The sequence below is a fragment of the Candidatus Palauibacter irciniicola genome, from assembly GCF_965208695.1.
In the GTDB taxonomy this organism is placed as follows: domain Bacteria; phylum Gemmatimonadota; class Gemmatimonadetes; order Palauibacterales; family Palauibacteraceae; genus Palauibacter; species Palauibacter irciniicola.
The window spans coordinates 2,416,412-2,433,705 of the sequence record NZ_OZ242352.1 but is presented as its reverse complement, the minus strand read 5'-3'; the positions used below and the strand labels follow the sequence as shown (position 1 = coordinate 2,433,705).

Genomic DNA, 17,294 nt, shown 5'->3' with positions numbered 1-17,294 from the left:
CCCTCAGGTCACGGCCGCCGCCACCTCGGAAATGTTGCTCTCGCGGAGCAGCTTGACCCGGAACTCGGTGAACTCGCCCGGCTCGCTCTCCACTTCGAGTTCGCCGCCGTGGCCGACGACGATGTCGCGGGAGATCGACAGCCCGAGTCCGGTCCCCTGCGTCCCCGACTTCGTCGTGAAGAACGGTTCGAAGATCTTCCGCACGATGGAGTCCGGAATGCCGGTGCCGTTGTCCCGAATCGACACGATGACGTGGTCTTCGTAGCCCCTCGTCTTGAGTGCGACGGTCGGCGAATAGTCGGCGTCCTCCTCCTCCTCCTTGCGGGCGGCCGTCGCGTGACAGGCGTTGGTCACGATGTTCAGGAAGACACGGCTCAAATCGCGGGCGATGCCGGTGACCTCGCCGGCTTCGTCATCGAAATCGCGGTCCAGCGTCACGTTGAAGGAGGAGTCCGTGCCGCGCAAACCGTGGTAGGCGAGCTTCGCGTACTCGTCGACCAGCTGGTTGACGTCGATGGTCTCCGCGGCGCCGGCTTCGTCGCGCGAATGTGCCAGCATTCCCTCGACGATGCGGTCGGCCCGGCCCCCGTGCTCCCGAACCTTGGTCACGTTCATCTCGAGGTCGCCGAGGACCTCATCGATGAAGTCGCGGTCCAGTTCCGCGTTCCCCTCCGCGACCTCCTTCATCTCCTCCTGCAGTTCCTCGATCAGCTCCTTCGAGAGCACCGCGAAGTTGTTCACGAAGTTGAGCGGGTTGCGGATCTCGTGGGCGACCCCCGCCGTGAGGGCGCCGAGCGAGGCCAGCTTTTCCTGGGTGATGACCTGTTCCTGCGTACGCCGGAGGTCGTCGAGCGTCTGCTCCAGCGCCTCGTTCTTCGTCTGCACCTCCTGCGCCAGCTTCTCGACGAGGTTCAGCCGCTGCACCTCGAGGGCGTGCTTGCGGAAGACCTCCAGCGCGTGCGCCATGTCGGTGACCTCGTCGTTGCCCTCGACCTCCACCTTCACTTCGAGGTCGCCCTCCGACATGCGCCGCGTGGTCGCGAACAGGCTGTTCAGCCGAACGATGAGGGAGCGGCCGAACGTCTTCCAGGCGACGCGGGCCGCGCCGATCGTGAACAGGATCACGGCGAGGAGGAACCAGAACCCCAGCTGCACGAGAAACTCCGAGCGGCCGGCCGCATCCCGGGCGGTCTCCTCGACGCGTTCCATGAGCGTCCGGACCCCCATGTCCAGTTCCGCCGTCGTCTGCCGGTTGCGCTCGAGCAGTTCCTCGGCCCGGCCGACCTCCTCCAGTTCCCGCCGCCGGGTCTGGAAGATGCCGCCGGAGCCTCCGTACAGCTCGCTGGGGACGCTCACCGCGTCGGCCAGCGTCTCCCTCAGGAGCGGGCGGATCCTGGGCAGCGTCGCCCGCACATCGCGGAGGGCGGTCTCCACGCGCCCCTGGTTGGCGAGGAGCTGCTCCGCATCGGTCTCGGCGAAGGCCTGCTGGATGAGCGTGATTGCCTGGTTCTGCGACGCCTTGAAGTTCAGGAGGCCGTCGAGCTGCTCGATTTCGTCGAACGCCTGGCGCTGGGAATTCGGCGCCGGAACGTCCGTCAGCTGGCGGAGCCCCGTGCTCATGAAGAAATACTGATCGTCGATCGCCTCCTCGAGCACCGACTGGAGACGGAGTCCGGTCTCCTCGACGGTCGCCGCCATCTCGGCGAGCCGGGCAGCGTAGGTCATCCGGTTGTTGACCGACTCGTAGATTTCGTTGATGTTCGCCACCAGGCCCTCGGCCAGGCCCCCGACATCCGCATCCATGCCCGCTCCGCCGCCGACCTCTCCGACCCAGTACTGGAGGCTGTCCTGTTCCAGCAGGACGGCGGCCCGGACGTCCGCCAGCGTAGCGGGGTCGGCGGCCGACAGGAGCTGCGGGGATGCGCGCAGGAGCGCCTCGCTGTGCTGGGTCACGCGGTGGCCCGCGAGGAGCGAAGGGATCTGTTCCTGCGTCACCTCGCTCTGTCCCCGCTCCACGATGGTCATCAGCAGGAGCGCGAGAAGGATGGCGCTGATCGTCAGGAGCACGCCGCCGCCCAGTCCGACGACGATCTGGCTGCCGATGCCGAACCGCCCGCCGGTCGCGTCCCGCGCCCGCGCCCCGAGCCGGCCGGGGAGCCGCGCCAGCGCCCACTCGAAGGCGCGGTGGATGCGCTCGTCGCTCTGTTTCACCGGAGGCCCCTCGGTACTCACCGGGAGAGCCGGGTCACGGGAACGAACTCGCCTTCCCGAATCACGGTCAGAAACACGAGGTCCGAGCCCTGGTTGTCCTCCACGCCGTATTCGACCGTGAATCCGCCGAGGTCGATGGGGCCGGATTCCGTCAGCGTGCGGAGGAAGGACTCCCGCGTGGGCCGAACATCCGGATCGCCGGCCGCCAGCGCCTCCACGACCAGCCGCCCGGCCAGATAGCCCTCCAGCGACACGAAGCCTGGCCGGGCGGAGGGATCGACCGCCCGCAGCGCGGCCTGATAGCGCGCCACCACGGGGACGCTCGGGTCGCGGGGGAAGGGCACGACCTGCGTCACGACGACGCCGTCTCCGGCGCGGCCCAGTTCGTCGAGGAGGGCGTAGCTGCCGACGAAGGAGATGTTCACGAACAGGGCGTCGAGGCCGATCTTCCTCGCCCACCGGATGAAATGCGCCACGGGGATGTACGCGCCGATGATGATGACGGCCTGCGGGTTGCCGGCCTGGATGTCGAGGAGCCCGCGCTTCACGGCCCGCGTGTTCCGCATGTAGGGGGCCTCGCTGACGAGTTCCATGCCGAGCGCGTCCATCGCGTTGCGGACGCCCGTCAGGCCGGCCAGCCCGTAGTTGTCATCCTGGTAGAAGACCGCGATGCGCTGGAAGCCGAGGTCCCGCACGAGGCGTTCCACCATCTCCGCGGTTTCCTGGTCGTAGGACGCGCGCAGGTTGACGACGTAACGCTGGTCCGGGCCCCTCAGCAGGCCGGCGCCCGTGAACGCCCCGATGTAGGGGACGCCCGCGTCGCTCGCGCCGGGTTCCGCGGCGGCGGAGGTCGGCGTGCCGACGGCGCCGATGAGGCCGAACACGCCGTGCTCGATGAGCGCCTGCGTGTTGGCGACGGCGGGTTCGGGTTCGTAGCCGTCGTCGCGGACGATGAGGCGGAGGGCGCGCCCGTGGACGCCGCCCTCGCGATTGGCCTCCTCGAACGCGGCCCGGATGCCGAGGTTCATGTTGCGGCCCAGCTCGCCGGCGGGCCCTTCGAGCGCCGCGGACTGGCCGAAGACGATGGAATCGGCGTACACGCCCTCGGTCGCGGCTTCGCCCTGCTGTGACATGGCGGCGCCCGGCAGCGTGCCGGCCGCCACGACGGCCGCGAGCGCGAACGACCGGCGCCGCATCAGGAGGGCGCCCCCAGGTAGCGGAGAGTCAGGCAGGTGATGTCGTCGGACTGGTCCGCCTCGCCGGCGTGTTCCTGCACCGCCCGTATCACGTGGCGGTTGATGTCCTCGGCCGACGCGCCGTGGCATTCGCCCAGCACCTCGGCCAACTCCTTCTCGCCGAGTTCGACGCCATCCTCGTTCATGGCCTCCGTCACGCCGTCCGTGTAGAAGAAGACGGCATCGCCCGGCTCGAGCGTGATCGACCCCTTGGGGAAGTCGACCCCGGACATGATCCCGAGGACGAGTCCCGGATCGGAGACGATCTGCTCGACCTCTCCCGACGCCTTGATGAGGAACGGAAGATTGTGCCCGGCGTTCGCGAACGTGGCCTGACCGTTCACGGGATTGAACTTGGTGTAGAAGAGGGTCACGAACATCGACTCCTCGTTCTCGTTGATGAGAAGCCGGTTCACCTCGTCGAGACAGATCGAGGGATCCGCCTCTCCGATCGCCGTCCCCTTGAGCAGCGTGCGGCTCACCATCATGAAGAAGGCCGCCGGCACGCCCTTGCCCGAGACATCGGCCATGACGATCGCCATGTGGTCTTCCTCGAGGCGGAAGAAATCGTAGAAATCCCCTCCCACTTCGCGGGCCGGCGTCATCCAGGCGTGGAGCTCGTAGCGCGGGTCGTTGGGGTAGTTCGTCGGCAGAATCGACTCCTGCATCCTCGCCGCCACGCCAAGTTCCTGGCGCAACGCCACCAGCGCGTCCCGGTCGCGGAGCGCGGCTCGCATCACCGCGAGGTGCTCCAGGGTCTTGGCGATGGTGGTTTCCAGATCTCCGAAGTCGATCGGCTTGGTGACGAAGTCGAAAGCACCGCGGTTCATGGCGGTGCGGATGTTCTTCATGTCCCCGTAGGCCGTCACCATGACGGCGCGGAGGTCGCGGTCGAGCTCGCCGAGCTGCGCCAGGAGTGTGAGGCCGTCCATCTCGGGCATGTTGATGTCGGAGAGCACGACGTCGACATCGTCGTGGTTCTCGAGTTCCGAGAGGGCCTCGACCCCGTTCTGGGCGAAGACCAGCGTGAATTCGCCCGAGCGGATCCGGCGCCGGAACTTCTGCCGGAGGAGCAGCTCCAGATCGGGTTCGTCGTCTACTACCAGGATCTTCGGCATCGAGGCCTCGGTTGAGGTGAATCGTCGGTCACGGGTTCCCGCCCTTGTCCGAAACCGCGTCCAGTCGTCATCGTCCCTGTCGATCTTGGCGCGGGGGTCCCCGCGCTGCGGTGCGGGAATCTCCACAACCGGGGACCGGCCGCGCAATATGTCGAACCTCGGCAGCGTGCGTCGTTGCGGCGCCAAGGGCGTCCGGAACAGCGAGTGGGCAGCCAGCCAACAGGAGCGGAGCGGGAGTGCGGATCGCCGTCAAGCCGGACCCGAGCGAGCCACGTCGCGTGGTGGACGAGGTCGAGCGCTTCTGCCTCGAGCGCGGGCTTTCCAACGACATCATCTTCCGTTTTCAGCTCTCGCTGGACGAACTCCTGACGAACGTCGTTTCCTATGGATTCGAGGGAGTTAAGGATGATCCGGTCATCACGGTGGACATTCGCCTCGGAGACGCCGACATTGAGATCACGATTCGGGACAACGGCCAACCCTTCAACCCGCTGGAGGACGCGGAGACCCCCGACATAAGCCTTGCGGCGGAGGATCGTCCCATCGGGGGGCTTGGCATCCACCTTACGAAGTCGTTTATTGACACGCTTGCGTACGAGCGGGTCGAGGGTTTCAACTGCCTTACCCTAAGGCAGCCGCTGGGGGCTGCCGGAACCGAGGAATCGCCAGATGAACATTGAGACCAGCTATTCGGGAGATACCGCCGTAGGGGTGGTCAGCGGGCGCGTAGACTCCAGCAATGCCAAGGACTTCGACGGGGAGCTCTCCGGCATCATCGATGGGGGAGCGACCAACCTGGTCCTGGATTGCGGGAGCCTGCGCTATATCAGCAGTGCCGGGCTGCGGGCGCTGTTGATCGCCATCCGCAAGACCAACCAGGCCGGCGGCGGGCTCGCCCTGTGCCAAGTCCCGGAGAATATCCTCGAAGTGCTGGAGGTCAGCGGCTTCGTGCGGCTGACCAAGGTCTTCGATACGGTCGAGGAAGCTCAGGCGAGCTTCAAGTAAAAAAGACCGGGAAACGGATCAGGGGGCGCGCCGGATCGCCAGCGCGCCCCCTGATCCGTTGATTCGTCGCGGCCCGTCCGGGCCCGATCAGAAGAAAGCGAACGCCTGCACCTTCCAGGACCAGTCCGACCGGCCGCCAGAGCTGTAGAAGTCCACGTTCGTGGAGATCCCGTTGCGGCCCGTGAAGTACACCATGACGCCGGGCGTGACCACCGTCCCGGTGACCTTCTCCGGATGTTCCGCGCCGGAATCGACCCAGCTCACCCGAAGCATCGGCTCGATCCCCGAGAACCCGGACTCCGGCGCGGTGGGAAGATACCAGAAGGCCATGAACTGGAAGGCGGAGAACTTCGCGTCATCGTTCAGCTTCCAGTTGCGGCCCTGCAGAACGTTGGCGATCAGGTGGGGGCCGCCGAGCCAGGTCCCGAGTTCCACCTCGGCCCCGATGGCCGGGACGCCCATCGTCTCGTCCCGGCTGTTCAACGTCTCGTCCAGGGCGAAGTAGGCGGACACGCGCGTGTTCCCTCCGGTCGGGAAGAGCGAGAGCTGGCCCGAGGCCGACTTCCCGGTGTTCACGTCCTTGTTCCCGATCCCCTCGCCGTTGGTGAGCGTGAACCGGTAGCCGAACAGCTCGCTCAAGCGCCCCTGCGCGAGGATGCCCGGCTCGTAGTTGTCCAGGCCCAGCGCGCCGGTGAGGCGGCCGAAGGTGCATACGCTGCCCACGCCGGGGCAGTGATCCACGCCCGTGACCCTGGCGTCTCGTTCGATGATCGGGAGCCAGGAGTTGGGCACCAGCCAGAAATACGACATCCCCTTCTTGAACTGCCCCAGCTGGATCTCCAGCGCCTCGCTCGGCGTGAGTTCCAGGTACGCTTCCAGAACCGATGCGCCGTCGATGTTGAACTGCGCCCTGGCTCCAACGAGATCGTTGAGTTGCCCGTCGATCGTCACCCACGCGCGGCGGATGAAGAAGGACGAAGGCGCCTCGTCAACGCTCGAAGCCTCGTACTGCGCCTGGACCCGGGCGCCCACCGTGACGGTGGAGCCGCCACGCGCCCGGATTTCCTGGGCAAGGAGGGGGTGGACTGCCGAAAGCGTCAGCCCCAGCCCAAATGCGGCGACCACTCCGAAGGAGCGTTTCCACATAGCGATTTGCCCTCTCGTCGAAGATTCCGGTGTCGTCCGGTCACACCCGAAGATAGCCGGCCGCCGCCGTTCGGCTACCGGCGCACCGAGAACCCGTTGCGCGATGCCGAGCAGCGACGCAACCTAAACCGCGAGTCGCGAAGGGCCATGATCGGACGAAAAACCTGTTGAAGAAGGAGCCGCCGTGAGCACCCATCAGGTACGCTGGTCCCGCCGGTTCGCGGCGGGCAGGAACCTCGCAACCGCCACGCTGCTCTCCGGCGCGGGCCTCCTCCTGGCGCCGGCGGTTCTCGCCGCGCAGGACGTCGCCGGAGATCTCGGGTTCGTCCTCAACACGTACTCGTTCCTCGTCTGGGGCGTGCTCGTGATGTGGATGTGCGCGGGGTTCACGATGCTCGAAGCCGGGTCGGTGCGGTCCAAGAGCGCGTCCATGATCTGCATGAAGAACATCGGACTGTACGCGATCGCGGGTCTCGCCTACTACGTCATCGGCTACAACCTCATGTACGTCGATGTGGGGAGCGTGATCGGTTCGATCAGCCTCCTCTACGGCCCCTCCGCCGAGGAGGTCGCGCTCATCGGCGGGGACGAAGGCGCGGCCGCCGCCGTCGTGGAGAACGGCTACTCCGTGATGTCGGACTGGTTCTTCCAGATGGTCTTCGTTGCCACGACCGCCTCGATCGTCTCCGGCGCGCTGGCCGAGCGGGTCAAGCTCTGGACCTTCTTCGTCTTCGTGGGCGGGCTCACCGCGGTCATCTACCCCATCGTCGGCGCGTGGACGTGGGGCGGCGGCTGGCTCGACCAGATGGGCTTCACGGACTTCGCCGGCTCGACGATCGTGCACTCGACCGGCGGCTGGGCGGCGCTCGCGGGCGCGCTCGTCGTGGGTCCGCGCTGGGGCAAGTACCGCAAGGACGGCGCCATCAAGCCGACCCCTCCGTCGAACATCCCCGCGGTCACGCTGGGCGTGTTCATCCTCTGGATGGGCTGGTTCGGCTTCAACGGCGGCTCCGAACTCGCCCTCTCGGGCGTCGTCAACGCGGTGTCGATGAGCAACATCCTCGTGAACACGAACCTCGCCGCCGCGGCCGGCGTCATCACGGCGCTCTGCCTGTCCCGGTCCATACTCGGCCGGGTCGACCTCTTCGCCACGCTCAACGGGGCGATCTCCGGCCTGGTGGCGATCACGGCGGGACCGAACATCACCAACTCGCTGTGGGCGATCCTGATCGGCGCCGTCGGCTCCCTCCTGTGCATGTTCGGGCTGAAGCTGCTGGAGGTGCGGCGGATCGACGACGTGGTCGGGGCCGTGCCCGCGCACCTGTTCGCCGGAGTCTGGGGCACGCTCGCCACCTGCATCGCGGCCGGCGGCGATTTCGTCCCGCAGTTGACCGGCGTGGCGGCCGTCGGCGTGTTCGTCTTCTCCGTTTCCTGGATCTTCTGGACGGTGCTGGACAGGACGCTGGGCGTTCGCGTGTCGCGGAGCGTCGAGAGCATCGGCCAGGACGCGGCGGAACTCGGGATCGACGCCTATCCGGAGTTCGTCCTCATGGTGGATCCCGACGACGACAACGACTTCCGCGACGCGGACTGAGCGTCCGCCCACGGGTAGCGTTCAATGTCGGCGGTGAAGTTCGTCGATCACGGCTATGCCGACCCGGACCCCGCGATCTCGGCGGGGTCCGGGCCTTTCCGCCACTACGAACTGGATGCCGCGTTTCACGACGAGCTGTTTCACGAGGACGGTACCCCGAGGGCGCGGGCGCGCCGGCTCGGGGCCGCCCTCTCCAGGATCCCCCCGGAAGACCTGGAGCGGCTCCAGGACGGGGTGTACCGCCGGTTCGTCCATGAGGGGATCACGTTCACGGTCCTCGGCGTCGAAGATGTCTCGGAGCAGATCATCCCCATCGACTGCGTGCCGCGCCTCATCACCGCCGAGGAGTGGGATCACATCGAGCGGGGGCTGAAGCAGCGCCTCACGGCCCTCAACCTGTTCCTGCGCGACGTCTACCACGACGGGAAGTCGCTGCGGGATGGCATCGTCCCGGTCGACCTCGTGCTCGGCTGTCCCCAGTACCGTCTCGAGATGCGGGGGCTGAAGGTGCCGCACGACGTCTACGTCGCCGTGTGCGGGACGGACATCGTGCGCGCGGGCGACACCTTCGCCGTGCTGGAGGACAATCTCCGCGTCCCGTCGGGCGTTTCCTACATGCTCGCCTGCCGCACGGCGATGAAGTGGGCTTTCCCCTACCTGTATCGGGCGTACGGGGTCCGCGAGGTGGCGGACTATCCGGAGCGCCTCTACTCGACGATCGCGTCGCTGTCGCGGACGGCGGGGACGCCCCGCATGGCCGTGCTGACGCCGGGCCGGTACAACTCGGCCTACTACGAGCACGCGTTTCTGGCCGGCGAGATGGGCGTCGACCTGGTGGAGGGGCGGGATCTCGTCGTGCACGACGCGACGCTGTACGCGCGCACGGCCGCGGGCCTGCGGCGGATCGACGTGCTCTACCGGCGGATCGACGACGATTTTCTGGATCCGGTCGCGTTCCGCGACGACTCGGTGCTCGGGGCGGCCGGCCTCTTCCACGCCTACCGCGCCGGCAACCTGGTGCTCGCCAACGCGCCGGGTACGGGCGTGGCGGACGACAAGGCGCTGTACGCGTACGTCCCCCGCATCATCCGCTACTTCCTGGATGAAGAGCCGATCCTGGCCAACGTGGAAACCCATCTCTGCCGGGAGCCGGACGGCCTCGCCTACACGCTGGACAACCTGAAGGAACTCGTCGTCAAGGAGGTCGGAGGGAGCGGCGGATACGGGATGCTCGTGGGTCCGCATGCGACGAAGGCGGAGCGGAAGGCGTTCGCCGAGCAACTGCGGAAAGACCCGGCGAACTACATCTCGCAGCCGGTGCTGCCCCTTTCCCGGGCGGGCTGTTTCGTGGACGGGCGGCTGGAGCCCCGCCACGTGGACCTGCGCCCCTTCGTCCTCCAGGGGAGCGAAACGCAGCATGTCGTGCCCGGGGGCCTGTGCCGCGTTGCGCTGCGCAAGGGCAGCCTCGTCGTGAACTCCAGCCAGGGCGGAGGCTGCAAGGATCTCTGGATTCTCCGTGAGTAGCGGCGGATTCGCCGTGCATGGCGGCCGGGTGAGGGGCGACGGGCGATGCTAGCCCGGATGGCGGCGAACTTCTACTGGCTTGGCCGCTACGCGGAACGGACCGAAAACACGGCCCGCCTGCTCGAGTATCAGCTGACCCGCCTCGTGGATGCGGACGCCGACGAACTCGCCCTCGGGTGGCGCGTCGTGTATCGGGCCCTGAGTCAGCCCCCGCCCCAGGCGCCGGCCGATGTGGACGAGGCCGAAGCCTTCCTCATCGCGGATGCCTACACGTTGACCGGCGGCCTCGTCGAGGACACGACGAACCCGGCGTCGATGATCTCGTGCTGGGGGATGGCGCGGGAGAACGCCAGGGAGATCCGGCCCCGACTGCCCCTGCGCGTGTGGGTGTGCCTGAACCAGGGATACCTCTGGCTCCAGGAGACGGAGTTCGCCGACGCCTGGGGCGAAGGCCCGGCGGCTCTGGTGAGCGAGGCGATCGACCGGCTCCGCCTCCTCGCCGGGGTCGTGGACGCCAACATGGCGCGGGACGACGCGTGGCGCTTCCTCGAACTCGGCCGCTACGTGGAACGGCTGCAGCAGCAGATCGTGCTGCTCGACGTGTGGGATCGGATCGCGCGGCCGGGCGGCGACGGCCTGGCCCTCGCCTGGGCCGATCTGCTGCGCGTGTGCGGCGCCTTCGAACCCTACCGCCGGGACCGGTCGCTCACGTTGCAGCGCGGTTCCGTGCTCGGCTTTCTGATGCGGAACCCGGAGGTTTCCCGCTCGCTGCACTTCGCGACCGGCCGGATCGAGTCCACGCTGCGAGGAATCGACCCGGCGGGCGGGCGCCCGCCCCTCGCCGCGCCGCACCGCCTGGCGCTTCGCATCTCGGCGGCCCTCGAACTCGATCCGGGCGAGGCGGATGCCGCATCCGACGCGCCCGATGCCGCATCCGGGGAGGTCTTCGGATCTCTGACGCGCGACAGCCGGACCCTGCACGACCTCGTGCAGGCCACCTACGTCGACTACCCGGTGACCGCGGGGCTCCCGTCATGATCGCGCGCTACACGATCGAACACGCGGTCGAGTTCGTGTACAGCGCGCCGGTTCGGGGGTCCGTCATGACGCTCTATCTGCACCCCGTGCAGGATCGGAGGCAGGTCGTGCGCGGGTTCGCGATCGAGACCGACCCGTCCGGCCCCGTGTTCGAATTCGAAGGACCCTTCCACAACCGGGGCCACTTCTTCGATCGCCCCGGCACGCACCGCCGTCTCTCGATCGTCGGACGTTCGACCGTGGAGGTGGGTCCGATACCGGAGGCGCCCGCGGAGGTCGGGGAAGAGGCATGGGTCCGGCTCGAGGCCGCGACGAGCGCTCCCGAACTCGGGCTGATGCTGCAGCCCAGCCGTTTCGTCCGCTCCTCGCCGCTCCTCGCCGATTTCATCAAGAGCTGCGGCCTCGAACGCGGGGATGATCCGCTGGCGACCGCCACGGCCCTCCGGGGCCGGCTCCACGAGTCGTTTGATTATATTCCAGGTACGACCGCCGTGGATTCGCCGATCGAGCGCATCCTCGAGAGCCGTGAGGGTGTGTGCCAGGACTACGCTCACGTCATGGCCTCGATCCTGCGGGGCTGGGGGATCCCGACCCGTTACGTGTCGGGCTATCTGGGTCCGGACAGCGGCAACGGCGGCGGCGTGACGAGCGGCGAAAGCCACGCCTGGGTCGAGAGCTGGTTTCCCGGCGCGGGATGGGTCGGCTTCGATCCGACCAACGACACACAATGTGATGTGCGCCATGTGCGGGTCGCGGTGGGCCGCGATTATGCCGATGTTCCGCCCACTCGCGGCGTCTTCCGGGGTTCGGCGGAGTCGATGCTTCGCACCCGGGTCACCATTGAGAGAGGAGAAGCATCGTGCCCGTGATCCGCGTTGATTCTTTCCGGTTCCGGGGCCTCCGGCTTGCCGCCGCCGTCACGGCCCTCTTCGCCTTTGCCGTTCCCGTGTGGGGGCAATCCGCCTCGATCGGGGCCGACGTCGTGAGCCGCTACGTCTGGCGCGGCGTCGACTTCGGCGAATCCATGGCCGTGCAGCCCGCGATCACCTTCGGGGCCGGAGGGCTCGAGTTCGGGGCGTGGGGTTCGTACTCCATTTCCGCGTCGGGGGCCTCCGCCAACGAGAACGACCTCTGGGCGACCTACACGGTGACGGCCGAATCGGGCCTCTCCGTCGCCGTCGGAATCACCGACTACTACTTCCCCTCGCCCGGCGCCGACGCAGGTTTCGGGGCCGGGGCGGCGCACACGGTGGAGATGTCGCTCGCCTTCTCGGGTCCGGAGACCTTCCCGATCTCCCTGTTCGGAGGCGTGCTTACCAAGAGCAGCGTGCTGTACGCGGAGGTGGGCGTGCCCTTCGAGATCTCCGGAGTGGGTGTCGGCGTGCACATGGGGTTTGTGGGCGGCGAGAGCGACTTCTACGGCACCGACGAAGCGGCCCTGGTCAACCTGGGGGTCACGGCGAGCAAGGACCTTGCGATCACGGACACCTTCGCCGTGCCGGTGAGCGTCGCGTACATCCTGAATCCCGATCAGGACCGGGCACACCTCGTGTTCGGCTTCAGCATCGCGCCCTGAGCACGCGATGACGCGCACGGGAGCACCGCGTGTGACGAAATGGCCGGGGGCCGCCCCGCTCCTGCTTTTCTCCGCCTGTTCGCTGGCTCCAGGGCCGTCCCTTCCGGAACCGGTGGCGGAGATGCCGGAGGATTTCTCGGCGGAGTTGCAGCCGGGGACGTACGAGGCGCTGCAGTGGTGGACGACGTTCCGGGATCCGGTGCTCGACGCCGTGGTCGACTCCGTGCTCGCCTCCAACTTCGACCTCGCCGCGGGGGTCGCGCGCGTCCGGCAGGCTCGCGCGAGGGCGAGCATCGCGCGGGCCGACCTCTTCCCGAGCGTGGGGGCCAGCGGAAACGTCACCGATACCGACACGCCGACGGACGCCGGCATCGGCGCGCAGATACAGGCCCTCGGGCTGGGCGGTCCGGGGGATTCGATCGCGGGTTTCGTGTTTCCGGACCGAATCGATCTGACGACGTATGCGGTCAGCGCGGACTTCGCCTGGGAGCTGGACTTCTGGGGACGCGCCCGCAACGACGCGCGGGCGGCGGGGTCGGAATACCTGGCCTCGGAGTCGGATTTCCACGCGGCGCGGATCGGCATCCTGGCCGAGACCATCACCACGTACTTCGATATCGTCACCTTGCGGCGGCAGACCGGACTGGCCCGCGAGACGGTGGAGGTGCTGCTCGAACGCGAGTCGCTGGCTTCCACCAGCTACGATCGCGGCCTGATCGACTCCTGGACGCTGTCCCAGGTTCGCCAGGACCTCAGGAACACGCAGGCGGGACTGCCGCAGCTCGAGACGCAGCTCACGAGCGCCGAGGCCCGCATGGCCGTTCTGTTGGGCGGCTATCGGGAGGATGTCGATGCGATCCTGCCCGACTCGCTCGAGCCGCAACTGGCGGCGGACCCCGTCCCCGCCGGAATTCCGGCGGATCTCCTGCACCAGCGGCCCGACGTGAGGGCGGCGGGCCAGCGGCTGGATGCGGCGCGCTACAGCATCGGCGCGCGACGGGCCCAACTGCTTCCGTCCCTCTCGCTCTCCGGTTCCATCGGGCTCGCAAGCGCGGATGCCGGGGAACTCTTCAACGCGCAGCAGTGGTTCACGAATCTGATCACGAACCTGACCGCGCCGATCTTCCAGGCCGGCCGCCTCCGGAACAATCTCGCGCTGGCCGAGGGCCGCTTCGATGAGGCCGCCGCGGCGTACGGGCGGACCGTGGTGACGGCGGTGAACGAAGTCGAAACCGCCCTCGCCGGTCTGGAGAACGAGACGCGACGGCACGCGTTCCTCGCCTCCCAGCGCGAGGAGGCGCTGGCGACGATGGAGCTGCAGTCGCAGCGATACGAGTCGGGGGTCGTGGGCTACACCGACTACCTCGACGCCCTGCGTACGCTCCTGAACGTCGAGGCGGCGCTGGCGGGTGCGACGCGAGACCTGGCCCTCGCGAGGCTGGCCGTCCATCGGGCGCTGGGTGGCGCCTGGGCTTCGCCCGAGACGGTCCCGGAGCCGCAGATGGTGCCGGCCTCCGGCGCCGCGAACCTCCTCGACCCGAACTACCTCGGCACGTACTCGATCATCGGGCGCGATCCCGCGACCGGCGAGTTGGGGATGGGCGTGCAGTCGAAAGCGTTCGGGGCCGGAAACCGCGCCATGCACGCGAAGGGCGGCCTCGTGATCATCGCCCACCAGGCCGCCGCGAACCCCATGTACGGGGCGATCGGCATCGAGCTCCTCCAGGCCGGCTACTCGCCGGAGGAGGCCCTCGAGATGATGGTCGGGAGCGACGAGGGCCGGGACCGCCGCCAGGTCGCCATCCTCGACCAGCAGGGGCGGACGGCCGCCTGGACCGGCACCGGCGCGAGCGACTGGAAGGGCCACAGGTGCGGCGTGGACTACTGCGCGCAGGGGAACATCCTCACCGGGCCCGAGGTGGTCGACGCGATGGCGGCCTCGTTCGAATCGTCCACGGGACCGCTCGCGGAGCGGCTGATGGACGCGCTCGACGCCGCGCAGGCGGCCGGCGGCGACGCGCGCGGCATGCAGTCGGGCGCCATCCTCGTCGTGGCGCCGAGGGTGAACGGCGGTTACAGCGACCGCGTCGTCGACATCCGGGTGGACGACCACGACGAACCGCTCGCCGAACTGCGCCGGGTCCTCGACATGTACCGTTCGGGCCGGATGCTGCGCGAAGCCTCACGGCTGAGGCGGGACGGCGACCTGGAGGGCGCCCTGGCGCTGGCGCGCGACGCCTCGGCCCGGTCGCCGGAGAACGACAACGCGTGGGTGACGCTGGCCGCGCTCCTGCTCGACAGCGGAGAGGAGGAGGACGCCTTCGACGCCCTGGAGCGGGCGGTGGAACTGAACCCCGGACGGCGGCGCACCCTGCCCGACGCGGACGACTTCGAGCGCGTGCGCGACGATCCCCGCTTCCTGAGACTCATCGGCAACTAGTTACGCCGGCCCCCTGGCGGGGCCGGGTCCGCCGCGCCCCGCCAGGGTCCGTGGCGCCCTGTCAGTGGTGGTCGGACTCCTCGTAGTGCCGCGCGAGCGCGTCGCCCCCGAAATCGTTCTCCAGATCCCGCCACACCGAGTGGACATGGTTCGCGTCGTTCTGCGTGTTGTCGTACTCGATGAGGAAGACCGGCGCATGGACCCGGTAGTAGTGTCCCTCGCCGGGTTCGAGCGGTCCCGCCCAGGCGAAGTGGATGTCGCTCGCCGGAATCTCGTTCTCGACCCGCGCCATCCAGTCGGCGCCCGTCGTCGCGTTCCCCGCGTATTCCTGCACGATCTCGAACAGGACCGCGCGCTGCTCGGCCGTCATGGCATCGGCGGGAAGGCCCTCGAACGCGTCGAGCCGGGCCTCGCGGTCGTTCCCGGTGAGGATGTCGCTGGGGGCCTCGGTCGCGATGGTCGCCCGCTCGCGCTGCTCCGGCGTGAAGCTCCGCATGAGCGCGCGGGCCAGATCTTCCTCCCGCCCCAGCGGCCGCCAGCCCGCCTTCGGACCCGATGGCACCCGGGCCGGATTCGCGCCCATGAACGCGGGTCCCGTCACCGTGAGCAAACCCGAGGGCGATGAGAAGTTGAGGGAGAGGTGATGTCCCTCGAACCGCCACGCCCACGGACCGTCCCCCGACGGGTCGCCGAAGATCGCGACGTAGTAGTTCTCCGGGTCCCGGCGCTCGGGCCGTCCTTCCAGGAGTCCGAGGATGCGCTCCAGTTCGATGATCGCGCTGGCCTTCAGAAAGCCCTGGCTGCTCATGGCGGCCTGAAGGAGATCGTGCGCGGCGCCGCGCTGCGCGGTCGTCATGTCGGCGAGCGGCAGTCCGTTCCGGGCCCTCGGGACGAAGTGCCAGTTGAACCGCTCCTCGTCCTCCAGGGAGAAGAGCGCCTTCTCCCGTCCCGCCTCGTCGAGCAGGGAGATGAAGGCCTGTGCGGCGGAGGCCGAATCCACCTTCGCGTCCGGCGCTCCTCCGGTCGCCAGCGCGAACGCGGCCACGGGAACGAGCAGGCAGGTTGCCCACGTCACCCGTCCCGCTGTCCGATTCCTGATCTTCATCGTTCCTCCTCCGCTCAAGACAGCCTCGGCCGCGCGCACTCGCGGATTGGCGCCGCCACCTTCAAGTTGGTCGACCTCAACCGGGACCGATCACCATCCCATATTGGTCGATCACCATTTCATATTCCGAACAACAAGGCAGAATCGCCAGATGATCGCGGGTCCCAACGGCGCGGAGAGCGACCGTCGCAGCCAGGCCGCGCACGTCGAGTTCGAGGGCGTGAGCAAGAGTTACGACGGCCGCACGCTGGTGGTGGACGACCTGAACCTCGCCATCGGCAAGGGCGAGTTCGTGACCCTGCTCGGTCCTTCGGGTTCGGGGAAGACGACCATCCTGATGATGCTCGCGGGTTTTCAGACCGCGACGTCCGGCGCGATCCGCATCGGCGGGCGCTCCGTCCAGGACCTTCCGCCGCGCAAGCGCGGGATCGGGATGGTGTTCCAGAACTACGCGCTCTTTCCGCACATGACCGTGGGCGCGAACCTCGCGTTTCCGCTGGAAGTGCGAGGCATCGCCGAGGAACGGCGCCGCGAGCGCGTCGAGCGCGCGCTCGACCTCGTCCGCCTCGGCGGCCTCGAGGACCGGCGCCCCGGCCAGCTGTCCGGCGGCCAGCAGCAGCGCGTGGCCATCGCGCGGGCCCTCGTGTTCGAACCCGACCTCGTGCTGATGGACGAGCCGCTCGGCGCCCTGGACCGCAGCCTGCGCGAGGAAATGCAGTACGAGATCCGCTCCATCCACCAGAGGCTGGGCGTGACCGTCGTCTACGTCACGCACGACCAGCAGGAGGCGATGGTGATGTCGGATCGGATCGCCGTCCTCAACGGCGGCCGGATCGAGCAGATCGCCGGGGCGGAGGGGCTCTACGAGGAGCCCGAACGCGCGTTCGTCGCCCGCTTCATCGGCGAGAACAACCGGCTCCACGGCCGGGTGGCGCTCGTCGAGGATGACCTGTGCGAAGTGGATGTGGGGGGCGAGCGGATCCGCGCCTTCCGGATCGCCCCGTGCGGGGTCGGCGACATGGTCACGCTCTCGATTCGCCCCGAACGGATCGCGATCAAGCCCGAGGACGGTCTGTACCACAACGAGGTCGGGGCCGTCATCGAGGACATGACGTTTCTCGGCGACCACCTGCGCGTCCGGCTGTCCGCCTGCGGGCACCGGGATGTCGTGGCCAAGATCCCGAACATCGTGGGCCACGGCGCCATGATGGTGGGCGACGCCGTCCGCATCGGCTGGACCGTCAACGACTGCCGCGCGCTGGACTTCGAAGGGGAAGAGGAGGCTCGGAGAAACGCATGAAC

14 protein-coding genes are annotated in these 17,294 nt (G+C 68.3%); 9 read left to right on the top strand and 5 right to left on the bottom strand.

The window, feature by feature from the left end:
* Positions 1-3: 3 nt before the first annotated feature.
* Genes ACOGI9_RS10555 through ACOGI9_RS10545 form a run of 3 tightly spaced genes read right to left on the bottom strand, consistent with a single transcriptional unit; the run spans position 4 to position 4,564 of the window.
* Complete coding sequence (locus tag ACOGI9_RS10555) at positions 4-2,211, bottom strand: sensor histidine kinase (RefSeq protein WP_419857093.1); 2,208 nt, start codon at positions 2,209-2,211, stop codon at positions 4-6.
* 17 nt (positions 2,212-2,228) lie between these two features.
* Entirely contained in the window at positions 2,229-3,407 is a 1,179-nt protein-coding gene (locus ACOGI9_RS10550) for an ABC transporter substrate-binding protein (protein WP_419857092.1), read from the bottom strand.
* Complete coding sequence (locus tag ACOGI9_RS10545; protein ID WP_419857091.1) at positions 3,407-4,564, bottom strand: PP2C family protein-serine/threonine phosphatase; 1,158 nt, start codon at positions 4,562-4,564, stop codon at positions 3,407-3,409. Before ACOGI9_RS10545 ends, ACOGI9_RS10550 begins: the two co-directional genes overlap by 1 nt.
* Before the next feature lie 236 nt (positions 4,565-4,800).
* On the opposite strand from ACOGI9_RS10545, the gene ACOGI9_RS10540 reads away from it, so the two are divergent.
* Positions 4,801-5,244: an ATP-binding protein gene (locus tag ACOGI9_RS10540; RefSeq protein WP_419857090.1), complete on the top strand. Its 444-nt coding sequence runs from the start codon at positions 4,801-4,803 to the stop codon at positions 5,242-5,244.
* Positions 5,234-5,569 carry an STAS domain-containing protein gene (locus ACOGI9_RS10535; protein WP_419857089.1) on the top strand — a complete coding sequence of 112 codons (336 nt, stop codon included), beginning with the start codon at positions 5,234-5,236 and terminating at the stop codon, positions 5,567-5,569. The genes ACOGI9_RS10540 and ACOGI9_RS10535 overlap by 11 nt, the downstream gene beginning before the upstream one ends.
* 87 nt (positions 5,570-5,656) lie before the next feature.
* On the opposite strand, the gene ACOGI9_RS10530 is transcribed toward ACOGI9_RS10535, so the two are convergent.
* On the bottom strand, positions 5,657-6,694 hold the full coding sequence (locus ACOGI9_RS10530) for a hypothetical protein (protein WP_419857088.1): 1,038 nt from the start codon (positions 6,692-6,694) through the stop codon (positions 5,657-5,659).
* A gap of 205 nt (positions 6,695-6,899) precedes the next feature.
* Here ACOGI9_RS10530 and ACOGI9_RS10525 point away from each other — a divergent pair, with 205 nt between their 5' ends.
* The 6 genes from ACOGI9_RS10525 to ACOGI9_RS10500 are packed head-to-tail and all read left to right on the top strand — an operon-like array spanning position 6,900 to position 14,887.
* Positions 6,900-8,309 carry an ammonium transporter gene (locus tag ACOGI9_RS10525; RefSeq protein WP_419857087.1) on the top strand — a complete coding sequence of 470 codons (1,410 nt, stop codon included), beginning with the start codon at positions 6,900-6,902 and terminating at the stop codon, positions 8,307-8,309.
* 33 nt (positions 8,310-8,342) lie between these two features.
* Positions 8,343-9,833 carry a circularly permuted type 2 ATP-grasp protein gene (locus ACOGI9_RS10520; RefSeq protein WP_419857086.1) on the top strand — a complete coding sequence of 497 codons (1,491 nt, stop codon included), beginning with the start codon at positions 8,343-8,345 and terminating at the stop codon, positions 9,831-9,833.
* A gap of 45 nt (positions 9,834-9,878) precedes the next feature.
* Positions 9,879-10,871, top strand: a complete 993-nt coding sequence (locus ACOGI9_RS10515; protein WP_419857085.1) for an alpha-E domain-containing protein — start codon at positions 9,879-9,881, stop codon at positions 10,869-10,871.
* The gene (locus tag ACOGI9_RS10510; RefSeq protein WP_419857084.1) at positions 10,868-11,740 is read left to right on the top strand and encodes a transglutaminase family protein; all 873 of its coding nucleotides are present in this window, start codon (positions 10,868-10,870) and stop codon (positions 11,738-11,740) included. Before ACOGI9_RS10515 ends, ACOGI9_RS10510 begins: the two co-directional genes overlap by 4 nt.
* Entirely contained in the window at positions 11,731-12,447 is a 717-nt protein-coding gene (locus ACOGI9_RS10505) for a hypothetical protein (protein WP_419857083.1), read from the top strand. Before ACOGI9_RS10510 ends, ACOGI9_RS10505 begins: the two co-directional genes overlap by 10 nt.
* Before the next feature lie 31 nt (positions 12,448-12,478).
* Positions 12,479-14,887, top strand: a complete 2,409-nt coding sequence (locus ACOGI9_RS10500) for an efflux transporter outer membrane subunit (protein WP_419857082.1) — start codon at positions 12,479-12,481, stop codon at positions 14,885-14,887.
* 61 nt (positions 14,888-14,948) lie between these two features.
* On the opposite strand, the gene ACOGI9_RS10495 is transcribed toward ACOGI9_RS10500, so the two are convergent.
* Positions 14,949-15,992 carry a DUF3500 domain-containing protein gene (locus ACOGI9_RS10495; protein WP_419857081.1) on the bottom strand — a complete coding sequence of 348 codons (1,044 nt, stop codon included), beginning with the start codon at positions 15,990-15,992 and terminating at the stop codon, positions 14,949-14,951.
* A gap of 151 nt (positions 15,993-16,143) precedes the next feature.
* Between ACOGI9_RS10495 and ACOGI9_RS10490 the strand changes: the two genes are divergently transcribed.
* Positions 16,144-17,292: an ABC transporter ATP-binding protein gene (locus ACOGI9_RS10490; protein ID WP_419857080.1), complete on the top strand. Its 1,149-nt coding sequence runs from the start codon at positions 16,144-16,146 to the stop codon at positions 17,290-17,292.
* The last annotated feature ends 2 nt before the right edge of the window (positions 17,293-17,294 follow it).

What these genes read in the sequence shown, in the direction of transcription:
- ACOGI9_RS10550 (WP_419857092.1), bottom strand. Translation starts at nt 3,407, where the DNA reads ATGCGGCGCCGGTCGTTCGCGCTCGCGGCCGTCGTGGCGGCCGGCACG.
- ACOGI9_RS10545 (WP_419857091.1), bottom strand. Translation starts at nt 4,564, where the DNA reads ATGCCGAAGATCCTGGTAGTAGACGACGAACCCGATCTGGAGCTGCTC.
- ACOGI9_RS10535 (WP_419857089.1), top strand. Translation starts at nt 5,234, where the DNA reads ATGAACATTGAGACCAGCTATTCGGGAGATACCGCCGTAGGGGTGGTC.
- ACOGI9_RS10515 (WP_419857085.1), top strand. Translation starts at nt 9,879, where the DNA reads ATGCTAGCCCGGATGGCGGCGAACTTCTACTGGCTTGGCCGCTACGCG.
- ACOGI9_RS10510 (WP_419857084.1), top strand. Translation starts at nt 10,868, where the DNA reads ATGATCGCGCGCTACACGATCGAACACGCGGTCGAGTTCGTGTACAGC.
- ACOGI9_RS10495 (WP_419857081.1), bottom strand. Translation starts at nt 15,992, where the DNA reads ATGAAGATCAGGAATCGGACAGCGGGACGGGTGACGTGGGCAACCTGC.
- ACOGI9_RS10490 (WP_419857080.1), top strand. Translation starts at nt 16,144, where the DNA reads ATGATCGCGGGTCCCAACGGCGCGGAGAGCGACCGTCGCAGCCAGGCC.